Source organism: Sphingomonas glacialis (assembly GCF_014653575.1).
Taxonomy (GTDB): domain Bacteria; phylum Pseudomonadota; class Alphaproteobacteria; order Sphingomonadales; family Sphingomonadaceae; genus Sphingomonas; species Sphingomonas glacialis.
On sequence record NZ_BNAQ01000002.1, the window covers coordinates 138,736 to 154,631 of the forward strand.

At 67.3% G+C, this 15,896-nt stretch carries 17 protein-coding genes and 1 other RNA gene; 11 read left to right on the plus strand and 7 right to left on the minus strand.

Going from position 1 to position 15,896, the window contains the following annotated elements:
- Window positions 1-30 precede the first annotated feature (30 nt).
- From IE187_RS07295 to IE187_RS07320, 6 genes are all read right to left on the minus strand, one after another.
- Window positions 31-1,557: an ABC1 kinase family protein gene (locus tag IE187_RS07295; protein ID WP_189675709.1), complete on the minus strand. Its 1,527-nt coding sequence runs from the start codon at window positions 1,555-1,557 to the stop codon at window positions 31-33.
- 267 nt (window positions 1,558-1,824) lie between these two features.
- Window positions 1,825-1,922, minus strand: an RNA gene (gene ffs, locus IE187_RS07300) — signal recognition particle sRNA small type.
- Between the two features lie 66 nt (window positions 1,923-1,988).
- Window positions 1,989-2,204 carry a hypothetical protein gene (locus tag IE187_RS07305; RefSeq protein ID WP_133186749.1) on the minus strand — a complete coding sequence of 72 codons (216 nt, stop codon included), beginning with the start codon at window positions 2,202-2,204 and terminating at the stop codon, window positions 1,989-1,991.
- 44 nt (window positions 2,205-2,248) lie between these two features.
- Entirely contained in the window at window positions 2,249-2,581 is a 333-nt protein-coding gene (locus IE187_RS07310; protein WP_133186747.1) for a 2Fe-2S iron-sulfur cluster-binding protein, read from the minus strand.
- Entirely contained in the window at window positions 2,578-3,681 is a 1,104-nt protein-coding gene (locus IE187_RS07315; protein ID WP_189675710.1) for a cysteine desulfurase family protein, read from the minus strand. The genes IE187_RS07310 and IE187_RS07315 overlap by 4 nt, the downstream gene beginning before the upstream one ends.
- A complete protein-coding gene (locus tag IE187_RS07320) occupies window positions 3,678-4,835 on the minus strand; it encodes a cysteine desulfurase family protein (protein WP_189675711.1) in 1,158 nt (385 codons plus the stop codon). The genes IE187_RS07315 and IE187_RS07320 overlap by 4 nt, the downstream gene beginning before the upstream one ends.
- 42 nt (window positions 4,836-4,877) lie before the next feature.
- On the opposite strand from IE187_RS07320, the gene IE187_RS07325 reads away from it, so the two are divergent.
- A complete protein-coding gene (locus tag IE187_RS07325; RefSeq protein ID WP_133186743.1) occupies window positions 4,878-5,534 on the plus strand; it encodes an alpha/beta hydrolase in 657 nt (218 codons plus the stop codon).
- A 270-nt stretch (window positions 5,535-5,804) separates the two neighbouring features.
- On the opposite strand, the gene IE187_RS07330 is transcribed toward IE187_RS07325, so the two are convergent.
- Window positions 5,805-8,711, minus strand: coding sequence for a M16 family metallopeptidase (locus IE187_RS07330; RefSeq protein WP_189676215.1), 2,907 nt, complete (start codon window positions 8,709-8,711; stop codon window positions 5,805-5,807).
- Between the two features lie 96 nt (window positions 8,712-8,807).
- On the opposite strand from IE187_RS07330, the gene IE187_RS07335 reads away from it, so the two are divergent.
- The 10 genes from IE187_RS07335 (at window position 8,808) to IE187_RS07380 (ending at window position 15,852) form a co-directional block, all read left to right on the plus strand.
- Window positions 8,808-9,380 (plus strand): NifU family protein, encoded by a 573-nt coding sequence (locus IE187_RS07335; RefSeq protein ID WP_189676216.1) that lies wholly within the window; start codon window positions 8,808-8,810, stop codon window positions 9,378-9,380.
- 2 nt (window positions 9,381-9,382) lie between these two features.
- On the plus strand, window positions 9,383-9,970 hold the full coding sequence (locus tag IE187_RS07340) for a malonic semialdehyde reductase (protein WP_189675712.1): 588 nt from the start codon (window positions 9,383-9,385) through the stop codon (window positions 9,968-9,970).
- A gap of 5 nt (window positions 9,971-9,975) precedes the next feature.
- Entirely contained in the window at window positions 9,976-10,599 is a 624-nt protein-coding gene (tsaB, locus tag IE187_RS07345) for a tRNA (adenosine(37)-N6)-threonylcarbamoyltransferase complex dimerization subunit type 1 TsaB (protein ID WP_189675713.1), read from the plus strand.
- Window positions 10,596-11,069, plus strand: coding sequence for a GNAT family N-acetyltransferase (locus tag IE187_RS07350; RefSeq protein WP_189675714.1), 474 nt, complete (start codon window positions 10,596-10,598; stop codon window positions 11,067-11,069). The genes tsaB and IE187_RS07350 overlap by 4 nt, the downstream gene beginning before the upstream one ends.
- A 106-nt stretch (window positions 11,070-11,175) precedes the next feature.
- Window positions 11,176-11,598, plus strand: a complete 423-nt coding sequence (locus tag IE187_RS07355; RefSeq protein ID WP_133186731.1) for a Ros/MucR family transcriptional regulator — start codon at window positions 11,176-11,178, stop codon at window positions 11,596-11,598.
- Between the two features lie 113 nt (window positions 11,599-11,711).
- Complete coding sequence (locus tag IE187_RS07360) at window positions 11,712-12,134, plus strand: Fur family transcriptional regulator (protein WP_133186729.1); 423 nt, start codon at window positions 11,712-11,714, stop codon at window positions 12,132-12,134.
- Window positions 12,118-13,035 (plus strand): lysophospholipid acyltransferase family protein, encoded by a 918-nt coding sequence (locus IE187_RS07365; protein ID WP_133186727.1) that lies wholly within the window; start codon window positions 12,118-12,120, stop codon window positions 13,033-13,035. The genes IE187_RS07360 and IE187_RS07365 overlap by 17 nt, the downstream gene beginning before the upstream one ends.
- A 45-nt stretch (window positions 13,036-13,080) precedes the next feature.
- Window positions 13,081-14,415, plus strand: a complete 1,335-nt coding sequence (miaB, locus tag IE187_RS07370; RefSeq protein ID WP_189675715.1) for a tRNA (N6-isopentenyl adenosine(37)-C2)-methylthiotransferase MiaB — start codon at window positions 13,081-13,083, stop codon at window positions 14,413-14,415.
- 173 nt (window positions 14,416-14,588) lie between these two features.
- On the plus strand, window positions 14,589-14,735 hold the full coding sequence (locus IE187_RS07375) for a hypothetical protein (RefSeq protein ID WP_157134567.1): 147 nt from the start codon (window positions 14,589-14,591) through the stop codon (window positions 14,733-14,735).
- 115 nt (window positions 14,736-14,850) lie between these two features.
- Window positions 14,851-15,852, plus strand: coding sequence for a PhoH family protein (locus IE187_RS07380; RefSeq protein ID WP_189675716.1), 1,002 nt, complete (start codon window positions 14,851-14,853; stop codon window positions 15,850-15,852).
- Window positions 15,853-15,896: the final 44 nt, after the last annotated feature.

The following is a 15,896-nucleotide window of genomic DNA, read 5'->3' on the forward strand; positions in this document are numbered from 1 at the left end:
CGACGCGGCGATTAGCGCGCCCGGCTCCGCTCAGGCAAGGAACAGCGCCGCCGCAATGAGCCCCGCTGCGATGAGCACCGCAGCCGCGATCCAGCGCCCCACCGTCAGGATCGCTGCCGCCGGATCGCTCTGCACCGGTCCGGCGGGGTCCGCCTCGAGCCGGCGGACCGCCGCGCGGACGAGCCGCGGCGCATCGTCGCCAAGCTTGATCACCTCCCACGCAAGCGCTTGCACGACCGGCGCCCAATGCTCCGACGACAGCCGCGCCTTGACGATTCGCAGGGTCGCGCGCTGCATCGCCGCCGAGAGATCGAAATCGGGCTCGATCGCTTGCAGCACGCCGTCGATCGTCACCAGCGCCTTGAAGATCAGCAGCAGATCGGGCGGCATCGTCATGCCTTCGTCGCGCATCAGCGGCAGCAGATCGCCGACGATCGGCGCGAGCAGCACGCGACCGCCGCCGTGACGGACGATCAGCCGCTCCGCCGCCGCCTGCACGCGCTCGCGCGGCACGCCGCTCCCCGCCGACCATATCGCCAGCACATCGGCCAGCTGCGCCGGATCGGACCGCGACAGCGCTTGGACGAAACCGATGAATTCCTCGCGCCGCCGCGGCGAGACATGGCCGATCATCCCGAGATCGAGCAACGCGATGCGATTGCCCGGCAGGCACAGCAGATTGCCCGGATGCGGATCGCCGTGGAAGCGCCCGTTGACGAGCACCATGTCGAGCACGAGATCGGCTCCGAGCGCGGCGATCGCGCTCGGGTCGATCCCGGCGGCACGCAGCGTCGCGCCGTCGCGCGGCGGCACCCCCGCGACATAGTCCATCACCAGCAGCGTCTCCGACGTCCATTCCCAGTGGATCTGCGGAATGACGATCCGCGCATCGTCGGCGAAATCGGCGCGCAGGCGGTCGGCGTTGCGCCCCTCCGCAGTGAAATCGAGTTCCTCGAGCACCGCCTCGGCCAATTGCCGGATCATCTCCGACGGCCGAAAACGCCGCGCCTCGACGCTACCCGTCTCGGCCAGCGCGGCGAGGTGCGCGATCAGGCGGAGATCCGCCTCCATCCGCGGGCGGATGTCGGGGCGCCGGATCTTGAGCACGACCGCGCTGCCATCGGTAAGCGTCGCGCGGTGCACTTGCGCCATCGACGCCGCGGCGAGCGGCGCGGGATCGAAGGTCGCGAACGCGGTTTCGGTCGATTGGCCGAGCGCCGCCTCGACCGCCGGGCGCAGCGTCTCGAACGGCAACGTCGGCGCACGCGAATGGAGCAGCTCGAGTTCGGCGATCCATTCGGGCGTCAGCAAATCGCCGCGAGTCGCGAGGATCTGACCAAGCTTGACGAAGGTCGGGCCGAGTTCCTCGAGCGCGAGCCGCGTCCTGCGCGGCAGCGTGTTGGGCTCGTCGGGCAGCGCCGCATCGACCGGCGCGCGCTCGAGCCCGAGCTGCGCGAGCAATACCCCGAGCCCGAACCGCGACGCCACCTGGACGATCTCGCTCAGCCGCTGACGGTCGCGCCCGGCGACGAGGATCGTGGAGATAAGGCCGGTCATGCGGAAAACTCGCGATTGCTTCATGGTCGAAACGATGCCGCCGCGGCGAAGGTTGCGCCGGGCGTAGCGCGATGAAACCGTGATGCAGCGCGATCGGTCGACCGGCATGTCCGCGCCGCAGCGGCTGGAGAATCGGCTCCAGGCTTTGCTGCGGTCGGGCGGTTGAGTGGCGGCCCGGCTAAGCCGTGTCGTCGGACGGCGCTGGAGGCGCCGCCGGCCGCGCTTGCTGCGACCTCGCGCTACACCTGCGGTGCAGCGTGGCGGCTGCGCGGTGGGAGCCGGAACGACCCGTAGCGAAATCGTTGTGGCTGCTTCCTTCCGGATCTGACCAGGTTGGCGACGACTACGTCCGCCCGACTCCCGCGGCGCATATGGCGGGGTCGGGCGGCGGGATCAAGCCCGCTTTATCGGCGGGGCTTGCCTAGCCGGTCTCAGTAGCGGACCGTGCGGCACGTGCGGATGCGCTTGTGATGGCGATAGGTCACCTTGCAGACGCGGCGCGTGTGGTTGCGGTAGCCGTTGTGGCGCTCGGTATGGACGGTCCGCGTCACGACGCGGTCGTGGCGGTTCTGCTGCGCGCTGGCGGCGGCGGGGACAAGGGCAGCGGCGGCGATCAGGCCAGCGGAAACGAGGGCTGCAAGCTTCATCAAATCTCTCCCAGTGGGTACCAAGGGGTACGCGAGCGTAATGATCAACGGCCTTGCATGTTCCGAACTTCGCCGGGAATCCTGACAGTTAATTGATCGAGATCAGACGTGAGCAGGATCTGGCACGCGAGCCGGCTGGTCCGCGTTGCACCGGCCGCGAGGTCGAGCATATCCTCTTCATCCTCGCTCGGCGGCGGGAGCTTGGCGAAATCCTCGGCCGCGACGATGACGTGGCAGGTCGAGCAGGCCATCTGCCCCTCGCACGTTCCCTCGAGCGGCTGGCCATCGGCCTGCGCGACCTCGAGCAGCCGTGCGCCGGGCGCGGCATCGACCTCGCGCAGTGTCCCGTCGATTCCGATGAAGCGTACCAGCGTCATGCCGCAATTCCTCCCGCGATCCGTTGCGCATCGGCGGCTGCCACGATCCGGTCGATCGCCTCGGCCAGCTCCGCCTCGGTCGTGTAGCGACCAAAGCCCAACCGGATGCTGGAGCGCGCCTGCGCTTCGGAGCGCCCGATCGCGCGCAGCACATGGCTCGATCGGCCCGAGCCACTCGCACAGGCCGACCCCGCCGAAAAGGCGATATCGCGGAGGTCGGACATCAACCGCGCGACGTCGAGCCCATCGCGGCGGATGTTGAGATTGCCGTGATAGCGCTGCTCGGTCGATCCGTTGATGTGCCACTCGGGGCCGAGGCGTTCGGTGGCGAGCGTCCACAGGCAGTCGACCTTGAGCGCGTCGGGATATTCCTCCGTCTGCAGCAGCCGCGCCGCTTCGCCGAACCCCGCACACAGCGCAGGCGACAGCGTGCCCGATCGTCCCGCAGCTTCCTGCGCGCCGCCATGCAGCAACGCCGCGAGCGTGACCCCCTTGCGGATCCACAGCGCCCCGATGCCCTTGGGTCCATAGACCTTGTGCGCCGACAGCGCGACGAGATCGCAGCTCGACGGAATCGAGACACGTCCGAACCCCTGCACCGCGTCGCACAGCATCAACGCACCGGCGCGATGCGCGATTTCGGCCAGTTCGGCGATCGGCTGGACCACGCCTATCTCGTTATTGACCAGCATCGCCGCAACGAGCCCCGTCCCCGGCCCGATCGCCGCCTCCGCAACGCCCAGATCAACGAGCCCGTCCGTGCCGACCGGCAGGATGGTCACCGTGCGGCCGCGCGCGCGCTCGGCTTCGACCGTGTCGAGCACGGCGGCATGCTCGGTCGCCAGCGTGACGATCGACCCTTGCGTCCCCTTGATCGCCCAGTTGAGCGCCTCGGTCGCGCCGCTGGTGAAGGCGATATCGCCATCATCGCCAAAATGTTCGGCGATCCGCGACCGCGCGACCTCGACCACCGCCTTGGCCTTGCGCCCTGCGGCATGCGCCGAATGCGGGTTGGCGTGCTGGTCGCGCAGCCACGGCAGCATCGCGTCGAACGCCTCGGGCGCAAGCGGCGTGGTCGCCTGGTAATCGAGATAGATCATGCCGCAAACGCCCGCGCCGAGCGGGCGACGCTGCGCCATTCGGCGATGAAGCGATCGACATCGGCCTCGGTCGTCGTGCGCCCGAAGCTGACGCGCACTACCTCGCGCGACGCCTCGACGCTCCACCCCATCGCGCCGAGCACATGGCTCGGCTTCATGCTCCCCGACGAACACGCGCTCCCCGCCGACACTGCGATCCCCGCCATGTCGAAGCGGATCAACTGCGTCGCCGCCGCCATCCCCGGCATGCGATACGCGCCGATCGCCGAATGCCGCGGCGCGTCGGCTGCGACGAGCTGGCCGCCCGAGCGTGCGATCGCGTCATCGAGCTTCGCGCGCAGCGAGCGCATTTCGGCGACATATTCCGCCTCAGCCAAAGCCGCAGCGAAACCGAGCGCGGCAGGCACATTCTCGGTCCCGCCGCGATAGCCGCGTTCCTGCCCGCCAGTCGGGCTGAGCGTCGCGATATCGCGCACCAGCAGCGCGCCGATCCCCGGCGGGCCACCGCGCTTGTGCGCCGAGATCGCGAGGAAATCGGCATGCTCGACGACGTCGCCGGCAGCGCTCGCCGGCATCTGAGCGCCATCGACCAGCAGCAGCGATCCCGCGGCACGAACGATCGCAGCGATTTCCGCGATCGGCTGCCGCACTCCCGTCTCGCTGTTGCACCACTGCACCCCAACGATCGCGCGTTCGCCGTCGAGCATGGCGGCAAGCGCGGTCAAATCGAGCAACCCTTGTCCATCGACCGGCACCACGCCCGCATCGCCGCCAGCACGAATCACTGCGTCATGCTCGACCGCCGAGATCAACCGCCGCGCCGCCACCGCGCGCCCGAGTGCGACTCCCAGCGCCTCGCTCGCCCCGCTCGTCAGGATCGTCTCGCCGCCCCAGCCATAGGCCGCGGCGATCCTCGCCCGCGCCGCCTCGAGCGCCGCGCGCGCCGCGCGACCCTCGGCATGCGGCGAGGACGGGTTGGCCCAGCTGCGCATCCCCGCCTCCACCGCGGCGATCGCGGCCGGCAGCATCGGCGTCGTCGCCGCGTGATCGAGATAGAGGCGGGAAGCGGGGCGGTCGGTCAAAAGCGGGGCGGCTCCGTTAAGATTGCGAAAAGCAGGGTCATGGCTATATAGCGCACAAGCTCCCGCGCCCATATCCTACGGGCCGCGCCCCACATTCTACAGTCAGCAGGTCCGATGCCAGAAGTCATTTTCCCCGGCCCCGATGGTCGCCTCGAAGGTCGTTTCGTCCCCGGACCCCGCCCGCGCGCGCCCGTCGCGATGATCCTCCACCCGCATCCGCAGGCCGGCGGCACGATGAACAACCATATCGTGATGGAGCTCTACAAGACCTTCCAGCGCCGCGGCTTCGCGACGTTGCGCTTCAATTTTCGTGGCGTCGGCAAGAGCCAGGGCACGTTCGACAACGGCGTGGGCGAGCTGTCCGACGCGGCGTCGGCGCTCGACTGGGTGCAGAGCTTCCACCCCGAGGCGCAGACCACCTGGATCGCGGGCGTCAGCTTCGGCGCGTGGATCGGCATGCAGCTGCTGATGCGCCGCCCGGAAATCCGCGGCTTCATCTCGGTCGCGCCGCCGGCGAACATGTACGACTTCACCTTCCTCGCGCCGTGCCCGGCGAGCGGCATCATCATTCAAGCCGAGAATGACGAAGTCTCGCCCCCGCTCGCGACGCAGAAGCTGGTCGACAAGCTGCGCACGCAAAAGCACATCACGATCCACCACGACACGATCCCCAAGGCGAACCATTTCTTCGAACACGAAATGCCGCAGCTGATGGGCAGCGTGGACAAGTATCTCGACATGCGGCTCGACCCGAACTCGCCGATCCGCTGACCCTCGGCCTCGCACCTGTAACGCGTCACCCCGGCCTTGTGCCGGGGTCCACCACGCCCCTCGCGCCGCCGTCTTAGCACGCGCGGCGGGGTAGACCCCGGCACAAGGCCGGGGTGACGCGTTGGGGCGGTACCGATCCGCTCACCCCCGGCCCCGCAGTCCAAACCCGTCACCCCGGGCTCGTCCCGGGGTCCACCACTCTACACGCGCTGCAGACGCTGCACGCGCAGAACGGTGGCCCCCGGCAAAAGGCCGGGGTGACGTGAGGGCTTACTTCTTCCCCTCGCCCGCCGGCACCACCTGCAGCGTCCAGTCGCGATCGGGCCGCAAATACTTCGCCGCGGTCTCCTGCAGCTGCGCCGCGGTGATGTTCGAAATATCCGAATAGAGATGCATCAGCGCATTGATCCGCGCCGGATCATAGGTCGCGCCGTCGAGCTGGTTCATCCAGAACTGGTTGCCGGTCGACTGGCGCTGGATCGACTGCTGCATCGGCCCGATCGTCCGCTTGAGCTCGTCAGCGTCGATCGGCGTCGACACCAGTTCCGCCGCAATCTCGCGCGAGAGCTTGAAGAACAGCGGGATGTTCTCGGGCGCGACCTGGCCGATCGCGGCCATCTTGCCGCCGGTCGCGAAACCGGTCGGCCAATCGCTCGATACGTTGGGGCTGTAGCTCGCGCCCGCCTGCGAGCGCAGCCGGTCGAACAGCCGATCGCTGAAGATCGCCGCGAGCACTTCGAGCCGCCGCGCTTCGGATAGGCCCGCGACGCCGCCCCCGGTCGGCCACGCGATCACCGCCGCCGCCTGGTTCGCCGGGCCGTCATGCGTGCGCGTGACGGGCGTGGTGTTGTGCGCCGGGAAATGCGGTGGCGGGGTCTGCTCGGTCGCCGCAGTGCGCGGCGGGAGCGCGCCGAGCGTCTTCTGCACCGCCGCGATCGCAACGTCGGCCTTGATATCGCCGAACACCATCACCTCGACCGGCCCGGTCTTGAGCAGCGGCTCCCACAAGGCGCGGAAGGCGGCAGGCGTCGTCGCGTTGATCGCGGCGAGGCTCGGCGTACCCCAGCGCGGATCGCCATCGCGCAGCAAGCGATCGAGATCGCGCGACAGCACGCCGGTCGGCGACGCATTCGCGCCGGCATAAGACGACACCGCGACCGCGCGCGCGCGCAGCACCGGCGCCGGATCCCACGCCGGCGCCGACATGGCGGCGGCGATCAGCTTCAACTGGTCGTCGAGATCGGTTGGCGAGGTCAGCGCATTGTAGAGGAAGGCGTCCTCGTCGATTCCGAAATCGAGCCCGATCCGCCGCCCCGACGTCAGCGCATCGAGATCGCCCTGGTTGAGCTTGCCGATGCCACCCGCGGTCAGCGCGAGATCGGCTGCCCAGGCCGGCGTCTCCTTGTTCGACGGCAGCGCGTTATAGCCGCCGCCGAAGCGCACGCGGACATAGACGCGGCTGTCCTCCGACGTCGTCGGATAGACCAGCACGCGCACGCCGTTCGACAGGTTGTACTCCTGCATCTCGAACTCCTTGATCGGCGTGTTCGAGACGATCGTTGCCGGCGCGCCGAGCTTGGGCAGGCTGGCGAAGGTCACATTGCCCTGCCGCGTGCGCTTCCCCGCGAGCCCCTTCACATCGACCTTGAGCGCGTTGGCAAGCGTCGTCTCGAGCCCCGGCTCGGCGGTCGGCGTCGAGATCAAAGCGCGCGTCGCGGTGCCCTGGAACAGCCGCTTGGTCGCAGCGAGGATCTTGTCGGGGGCGAAGAAGCCCTTCTTGACCGCATCCTCGAACACGCCCTGGATCACCGCCGGCGAGGTCGTCGTCTCGCGAATGTCGAGCGCCTGGACCATGTCGTCGGCTTCCTTGCTACCGGCCTCGGCGCGATAGGTGTCGACTTGCGTCTTGAACGACACGCGCTGCTCGGCGAGCTCGCGCTCGATCTCGGCCTTGGTGGGCGCCGAGGCCTGTGCGTCGGCGATCACCGCGCGCACATCCTTCAACGCCGGATCCCACGCGGAGCCGACCGGCAGGATCGTCACGAACGTCCCGTTGGCCGAGCGCGACGGATCGTCGAGCCGGACTGCCGCCGCGATATAACTGCCGCCCGAGCGCGCGCGCGTCTCGAGCCGGCGGTTGATCACCGCGAGCGCGATGAAATCGGCGAGCCGCTTCTGGTTGAAGACGATCGTATCGTCATTGTACTGCCACGGCCGCACGATCGCCATTTCGATCCGCGTCGGAATGCCGGGCTCGACCACCGCCTTGGTGGTGGTCTGCTTGGGGTCGGGCTTGCCGAAATCGGGGTCGGCGGGATTGGGACCGATGCCCTTCCAACCGCCGAAATTCTTCGCGACCATCGTCTCGAGTTTGGCGGGATCGAAATCGCCCGCGATCACGACGAGCGTCCGCTCGGGGCGATACCAGCGATCATGGAACGCGCGAACGGTCTCGGCGGTCGCCGCCTCGAGCTCCTTGACGTGGCCGATCGGCGAACGATCGGCGAGCGGCTGCCCGGCGAAGAACGTCTCGTTGAGCGCATTGATCACGCGCACTTGCGGCCCCGGCTGCTCGCGCTGTTCGGCGAGCACCGCGGGCCGCTCGGCCCCCAGCGCGGTCGCGGTGATGTTGGGGTTGGAGACCATCCCCGACAGGATCTTGAGACTCTCGTCGATCCCCGCCTCGGTCGCGCTCGGCAAATCGAGCTTGTAGACCGTCTGCGTCGGCGTGGTCTGTGCGTTGGTGTCCGAGCCGAAGGTCGTGCCCATCCGCTGCCAGATGCGCTTGGCTTCGCCATCCGGAACGTATTGCGAGCCGCGGAACGAGAGATGCTCGATGAGATGCGCGAAGCCGCGCTCGGGGTCGGTCTCGTAGAGCGAACCCGCGTCGATCCGCACGCGCATCGAGATCTGGCCTGGCGGGACGCCGTTCTTGCGCACCGCATAGCGCAGGCCATTTTTCAGCGTACCGAAATGCCACGCCGGATCGGGGGTAATGTCGCTGCCTTTGTAGAGCCACGCCTCGCGGCTTGCGATCGCGCTCTGCGGATCGACCGGCGTGTTGGCGGCGCGCAGTGCGGGCTGCGCGGGAGCGGTCTGGGCGACGACCTGCGGCACGGCAGCCAGGACCAGGACGGAAGCGAAGGCGAAGCGCGTCATACGCGAGGGCGAGATCATCTGGCGTAGATAGCGGCGGAATGCGGCGACCGCCAGCACCCCAGCGTTTCCATATCCACCCTTGCACCCGCCGCACACGCGCGCCACATGGCAGGCATGTTGATCGAAACCGAAACGACGCCCAACCCGGCGACGCTCAAATTCCTTCCCAACCGTGTCGTGATGGAAGCGGGCACCCGCGATTTCGTCACGCCCGAAGATGCCGAGGCGTCGCCCCTCGCCGACGCGCTGTTCGGCCTGGGTGACGTCACCGGCGTGTTCTTCGGGCGCGATTTCGTCTCGGTCACCGCCGCCGCCGGGGTCGATTGGTCGGCGCTCAAGCCCGATGTGCTCGGCCTGCTGCTCGATCATTTCAGCGCCAACATGCCGCTGTTCAAACCCGGCAATGCCGGTGGCATCGCAGTCCCCGCCGAGGATAGCTTCAACGACGATCCCGCCGACGCCGACATCGTCGCGCAGATCAAGGACCTGATCGAGACGCGCATCCGCCCGGCGGTCGCCAATGACGGCGGCGACATCGTCTATCGCGGCTTCGACAAGGGCAAGGTGTTCCTCGCGATGCAGGGCGCGTGCGCCGGCTGCCCGTCGTCGAGCGCGACGCTCAAGAACGGTATCGAGCAATTGCTCAAATATTACGTACCCGAAGTCACCGAAGTGCGAGCAGTCTGAGCATGGCCATCATCGACGACGCAGCGCTCGACCAGATCTTCCGCACCGCGCGCAGCTATAACGGCTATACCGATCAGCCGGTCAGCACCGAAGAGCTGCACGCGATCTGGGACTTGATGAAATGGGGCCCGACCGCGACCAATCAGCTTCCCGCGCGCTTCGTCTGGTGCACCAGCGACGCCGCGAAGGAAAAGCTCGCGGTCTGCTGCTCGGATTCGAACGCCGACAAGGTGCGCAAGGCGCCCGTCACGGTGATCATCGCGATGGACCGCGATTTCCACCATTACCTCCCCGAACTCTTCCCGCACGTCGATGCGCGGCCGTGGTTTGCAAAGGAAGAGGTCCGGGCCGAGTCGGCCTTCCGCAATTCGACGCTCCAAGGCGCGTATTTCCTGATCGCGGCGCGTGCGCTCGGTTTCGATACCGGGCCGATGTCGGGGTTTGACGGCAAGGCGGTCGATGCCGCGTTCTTCGCCGACACGCCGAACGTGACCACCAATTTCATCGCAACGCTCGGGCATGGCGATCCGTCGACGGTCTACGGGCGCCTCCCCCGCCCGGCGTTCGAAAAATTCAACACGCTCGCCTGACGCCCTTGTCGCGCACGCTCGTAATCGAAACCGCCACCGCTGCGTGCTCGGTGGCGCTGATCGAGAATGGCACGGTCCTCGCCCAGACGCATGAAGTCGTCGGGCGCGGCCACGCCGAGCGGCTGATTCCGATGATTGCCGACTTGCCCGGCGGTGGCCGTGCCGACGCGATCCTGGTCGATTGCGGACCGGGCAGCTTTACCGGCATCCGCGTCGGGATTGCCGCCGCGCGCGGTCTCGCGCTCGGCTGGGGCGCAAGGCTCACCGGATATTCCTCGCTCAATCTGCTCGCCGCGACGGCGTTCGGCAGCGGTGCCAGTGGCGATCTTGCGATCATCCTCGAAGGCGGGCATGGCGAGGTCTTCATGCAAGGTTTTGCCCCGCCAGATCGGGACACCGGTCCCTTTACGTCGCTGCGGCCCGAGGCGGCGCTCGCCGCGCTGGCAGGGCGTACCGCGATCGGCAGCGGCGTCCGCTACCTGACCGCGCTCGACCCGACCATCGCCGCCGATCCACGCTTGCCCGACGCCGCCGACGCGGTGTTGCTGCCGCCGCACTGGACGACGCTCGAGCCCAAGCCGATCTACGGCCGCGCGCCCGACGCGAAGCCACTCGTGCCCGTGGCATGAGCACGATGATCGGCATCGCCTTGCGGACCGGCGCCGTCGCCGATCTGGCGAGTGTCGATCGCGTGATGCAGGCGGCGTTCGATCCGCGCTTCGGCGAGGCGTGGACGCACAATCAAGTCCTCGGCCTGCTCGCAATGCCAGGCGTGTGGCTGACACTTGCCGAAGTTTCCGGTGAATCCGCCGGTTTCGCGTTGTCGCGTCGCGTGCTCGACGAAGCAGAACTGTTGTTGCTCGCAACTACACCGCATCTGCGTCGCCGCGGTGTCGCTGGCGCTCTTCTGCGTACCGTTATCGGCGATGCCGGATTGCAAGGCGCGACCAGCATTCATCTCGAAGTCCGCAGCGATAATGACGCCATTAAATTGTATAGTTCCGAGGGCTTTATCATGGCCGGTCGACGCCGCGATTACTATCGCGGACACAACGGACAGACTTATGACGCTCTAACGTATCGCCGCTTAATACCTTAAACCTTTTGTCACATATTCATTACTGCTTGCACAGGGAGAGCGGAGCGGCGATAGGCCCCGTCAGGCGGGCTGAGACGCCTGCCGAGTTGATCGTGAAAGGATTATTATGGACGTGATGGACGAACTGCAGGAGACCCTGATTACGTTGACCGCGGACATCGTTGCTGCGCATGTCAGCAACAATAGCGTTGCGGTTTCGGATCTTCCGGTGCTCATCGCAAACGTTCATGGTGCTTTGACCAGCCTTGGTGGCCCGGCGCCCGTTGAAACCATCAAGCAAGAGCCCGCAGTTTCGGTGCGCTCTTCGATCAAGCCCGACTTCATCGTGTGCCTCGAAGACGGCAAGAAGCTGAAGATGCTCAAGCGCCATCTGATGACGCATTATCAGATGACCCCCGAGCAATATCGCGCGAAGTGGAATCTCCCCGCCGATTACCCGATGGTCGCGCCCAACTATGCCGAGCAGCGTCGCACGCTCGCCAAGAAGATTGGCCTCGGCACCAAGCGCCGCAAGGTCGCTGCACGCTAAGCCCCTGCCACCGCCCCTCCCGCGACAGGGAGGGGCTCGAGGGTTAGTCGATCGGGCTTGTTGCGACTCACTATCCCCTTTCGCAACAACCGCGAAGCGCCTACATCGGCCGCATGCCGCGTCATATCGATCTTGAAGCCCTGTGCGCCGAAAAAGGCCTGCGTATCACCGACCAGCGTCGCGTGATCGCGCGCGTCCTGTCCGATGCCGAAGACCATCCCGATGTCGAGAAGGTCTATGAGCGCGCCTCGGCGATCGATCCGGGCATCTCGATCGCCACCGTGTACCGCACCGTTCGCCTCTTCGAAGAGGCCGGCATCCTCGACCGCCACGATTTCGGCGACGGCCGCTCGCGCTACGAGCCCGCGCCCGAGGCGCATCACGATCATCTGATCGACGTGGAGACCGGCAAGGTCATCGAATTCGTCGATCCCGAGCTCGAGCAGCTCCAGAAGGCGATCGCCGAACGGCTCGGCTTCCGGCTGGTCGATCACCGCATGGAATTGTACGGCGTCGTCCTTGACCGCAAGAGCTGAAGCGGCTGCGGCGCGCGCCTCGGCGCGGGCCGACGCGGCCGCTGGCCGCCCGCCCCCGATCTCTTGGCTCGGCTGGGTCAGGCTGTGGACGCGCGTGAGCTTGCTCGCGGTGACGCTGCTGCTCGCGATTCCGCTGCACTATCTGTGGCGGACGGTGCGGCTTTCCTCACCCTGGCCGCGCCTGTTCCTCGGCACCGCGGCGCGGATCTGCGGCGCGCGCGTGCGCGTCGTCGGCGTGCCGCTCAAGCGCGACGTTTTCTACGTTGCGAACCATGTCAGCTGGATCGACATCCTCGCGATCGCGGGGGCAAGCGGCACCGCGTTCGTCGCCAAGGCCGAAATCCGCGAGGCACCGGTGGTCGGCTGGCTCGCCACGCTCAACCGTACCGTGTTCGTCGCGCGCGAGGATCGCCTGGGAGTCGCCGAGCAGATCAACGCACTGCGCGAGACGCTTGCCGAGAATTGGTCGGTCACGGTGTTCCCCGAAGGCACGACCACCGACGGCCGCTCGTTGCTGCCGTTCAAGACGCCGATGCTCAAGGTGCTCGAGCCACCGCCGCCGGGCGTGATGGTGCAGCCCGTGCTGCTCGACTACGGCCCGGTCGGTGCGGATATCGCCTGGATCGGGGACGAGACCGGCAAGGCCAATGCGATGCGGCTGCTTGCGCGCAAAGAGCGGTTCCGCGTCGCGGTGCACTTCCTCGAGCCCTTCTATCCGCGCGACTTTCCCGGGCGCAAGCTGATCGCGGCCGAGAGCAAGCGGCGCATCGAGGCGGCGCTGTCGGTGGTGATGTGCGGCCCCGTCCCGCCGTTCATCGGACACGACGCCTGGGCGGGCAAAGGCGACACGCTGCCCGGCGTCCTCGCCGCCGGTCTCGAACGCCCCGCGCCGACCGCCTAGCAGGGGTTCTGCACCGGCGCTTTTGTGCCTATAGCGCCGCCGATCATGTCAGACGCCACCACCGCCCCCAAGTCCGCCCCCAAGACGTACGCCGTCAAATCGTTCGGCTGCCAGATGAACGTCTATGACGGCGACCGGATGGGCGAGCTGATGGCCGCGCAAGGCCTCACGCAGGTAGATGCCAAGGACGCCGACCTCGTCGTGCTCAACACCTGCCACATCCGCGAGCGCGCGACCGAGAAGGTCTATTCGGACATCGGCCGGCTGCGCAAGGATGCCGGCAAGCAGGGCCGCAGCCCGATGATCGCAGTCGCCGGTTGCGTCGCACAGGCCGAGGGCGCCGAAATCGTGCGGCGCGCCAAGGTCGATGTCGTCGTCGGCCCGCAAGCCTATCACAACCTGCCCGACCTCGTCGCGAAGGCCGCACGCGGCGAGGCGGCGCTCGATACCGACATGCCGGTCGACCTCAAGTTCGGTCACCTCCCCGCCCGCCGCCGCGTGCCGCCGAGCGCGTTCCTCACGGTGCAGGAAGGCTGCGACAAGTTCTGCACCTATTGCGTCGTGCCCTATACGCGTGGCGGCGAAGTCTCGCGCGGTTGGGGGCAAATCGTCGACGAGGCCAAGGCGCTGGTCGACGCCGGCGCGCGCGAACTCACCCTGCTCGGCCAGAACGTCAACGCCTGGACCGATGGCGCGCGCGGCTTGCACGACCTGATCGCCGCGCTCGATGCGATCCCCGGCCTCGCCCGGATCCGCTACACGACGAGCCACCCCAACGACATGACGCAGGGGCTGATCGACGCGCATGCCAGCGTCGAGAAGCTGATGCCGTTCCTGCATCTGCCGGTGCAGGCGGGCAGCGACCGCATCCTCAAGGCGATGAACCGCAGCCATAGCCGCGACTCGTACCTGCGCATCCTCGAGCGCGTCCGCGCGGCGCGGCCGGACATCGCGTTGTCGGGCGATTTCATCGTCGGCTTCCCCGGCGAGACCGAGGCCGATTTCCGCGAAACGCTGAGCCTGGTCGACGCGGTCGGCTATGCCCAGGCCTACAGCTTCAAATACAGTCCGCGCCCCGGCACGCCCGCCGCCACGATGGGCGATCAAGTCCCCGAAGACGTGATGGACGACCGCCTCCAGCGCCTCCAGGCCGCGCTCAACCGCGATCAGGCGGCGTTCAACGCGGCGACCGTCGGGCGGACCTGCCAGGTGTTGATGGAACGCGCCGGCAAGCTGCCCGGCCAGCTGATCGGCAAGAGCCCGTGGCTGCAATCGGTCCATCTGGTCAGCGATGCGGCGATCGGCGATCTCGTCGAAGTGACGCTGGCGGAAGCCGGCGCGAACTCGATGCTCGGTCTCCTCCCGCCGTCTTCTTCCTGAAGCCCTCTCCCGCCTTCGCGGGAGAGGGTTGGGTGAGGATCTTCTTCCTTCTTCTCCCCCGCCAACAAAGAAGAAGAAGACCCTCACCCAACCCTCTCCCATGAAGAATGGAAGAGGGCTCAAAAAGAAGCGCCCTCTCGACACGCCTCCCCAAAAAGCGCAAAACGCTGCTTATGCCCAAACCCGCCCCGACCGAACTCGTGCCGCCGCAATGGAAGCGCAATCCGGCGGCCTTGTGGGTCTATATCGCGGCGGGCGTCGGCATGATCCTGCTCTCGGGCGGACGCATCGTGCTCGAACGGATCGGCCTGCGCCGCTGATCCTCGCACGCGCGCCCAGCGCCCTCGGGCGCCGCGTCGGAATATTCCAATCGCCACCTATCTATCCGCGCCGCGATCCCTACCTTTTGCTCACCCTCCGACGTTAAGGAACCGCATGAGCCGCAAGCCCGTCCCCGCGCAATCCGGTGATCGTAGCCGCACCGAACTCGTGTTCGATCGTCCCCAATTGATGGCGCAGCTGTTCGGCGAATTCGACCAGAACCTGCTCGCGCTCGAGAACAAGCTTGGCGTCTACATCACCGCGCGCGGCAACAAGGTCGGGCTCGAGGGCAGCGCCGAAGCGGTCGCGCAGGCGCGTGACGTGCTCCACGGGCTCTACAACCGCATCGTGCGCGGCGAAGTCGTCGATACCGGGCTGATCGACGCGGTGATCGCGATGTCGAGCGAGCCGACGCTTGCCGGGATCATCCAGGCCGATGCGGGCGGCGGCGCCGTCCCGCAGATCATGATCCGCACGCGCAAGAAGACGATCGTCCCGCGCACGATCGCGCAGGCGCATTACATGCGCCAACTGCTCAACAACGACATCATCTTCGCGCTCGGGCCGGCGGGTACCGGCAAGACCTATATCGCAGTCGCGCAGGCGGTAGCGCAGCTCATCACCGGCAGCATCCAGCGCCTCATCCTGTCGCGCCCCGCGGTCGAGGCGGGCGAGAAGCTCGGCTTCCTCCCCGGCGACATGAAGGAGAAGGTCGATCCCTATCTCCGCCCGCTCTACGATGCGCTCAACGATTGCCTGCCTGCCGAGCAGGTCGAGCGCCGCATCGCCAGCGGCGAGATCGAGATCGCCCCGATCGCCTTCATGCGCGGCCGCACGCTCGCGGATGCGTTCATCATCCTCGACGAGGCGCAGAACACCACGCCCGCGCAGATGAAGATGTTCCTCACCCGCTTCGGCGAGAACAGCCGCATGGTGGTGTGCGGCGATCCCAAGCAGACCGATCTGCCCGGCGGGATGAATGCGTCCGGGTTGAACGATGCGGTCGGGCGGCTCGAAGGGGTCGAGGGGCTTTCGATCTGCCGCTTCGGCTCGGCCGACGTCGTGCGGCACCCGATCGTCGGACGCATCGTCGAGGCGTATGAAGGCGCGAGTTGATTGACGATTGGGATATCCTGATAGTATATTCAGGATATCCCGGA

Coding starts and splice junctions, on each gene's coding strand:
- IE187_RS07295 (WP_189675709.1), bottom strand. CDS start 1,557: ATGACCGGCCTTATCTCCACGATCCTCGTCGCCGGGCGCGACCGTCAG.
- IE187_RS07305 (WP_133186749.1), bottom strand. CDS start 2,204: ATGAAGCTTGCAGCCCTCGTTTCCGCTGGCCTGATCGCCGCCGCTGCC.
- IE187_RS07310 (WP_133186747.1), bottom strand. CDS start 2,581: ATGACGCTGGTACGCTTCATCGGAATCGACGGGACACTGCGCGAGGTC.
- IE187_RS07315 (WP_189675710.1), bottom strand. CDS start 3,681: ATGATCTATCTCGATTACCAGGCGACCACGCCGCTTGCGCCCGAGGCG.
- IE187_RS07320 (WP_189675711.1), bottom strand. CDS start 4,835: ATGGGCGCGGGAGCTTGTGCGCTATATAGCCATGACCCTGCTTTTCGC.
- IE187_RS07325 (WP_133186743.1), top strand. CDS start 4,878: ATGCCAGAAGTCATTTTCCCCGGCCCCGATGGTCGCCTCGAAGGTCGT.
- IE187_RS07330 (WP_189676215.1), bottom strand. CDS start 8,711: ATGATCTCGCCCTCGCGTATGACGCGCTTCGCCTTCGCTTCCGTCCTG.
- IE187_RS07335 (WP_189676216.1), top strand. CDS start 8,808: ATGTTGATCGAAACCGAAACGACGCCCAACCCGGCGACGCTCAAATTC.
- IE187_RS07340 (WP_189675712.1), top strand. CDS start 9,383: ATGGCCATCATCGACGACGCAGCGCTCGACCAGATCTTCCGCACCGCG.
- IE187_RS07350 (WP_189675714.1), top strand. CDS start 10,596: ATGAGCACGATGATCGGCATCGCCTTGCGGACCGGCGCCGTCGCCGAT.
- IE187_RS07355 (WP_133186731.1), top strand. CDS start 11,176: ATGGACGTGATGGACGAACTGCAGGAGACCCTGATTACGTTGACCGCG.
- IE187_RS07360 (WP_133186729.1), top strand. CDS start 11,712: ATGCCGCGTCATATCGATCTTGAAGCCCTGTGCGCCGAAAAAGGCCTG.
- miaB (WP_189675715.1), top strand. CDS start 13,081: ATGTCAGACGCCACCACCGCCCCCAAGTCCGCCCCCAAGACGTACGCC.
- IE187_RS07375 (WP_157134567.1), top strand. CDS start 14,589: ATGCCCAAACCCGCCCCGACCGAACTCGTGCCGCCGCAATGGAAGCGC.
- IE187_RS07380 (WP_189675716.1), top strand. CDS start 14,851: ATGAGCCGCAAGCCCGTCCCCGCGCAATCCGGTGATCGTAGCCGCACC.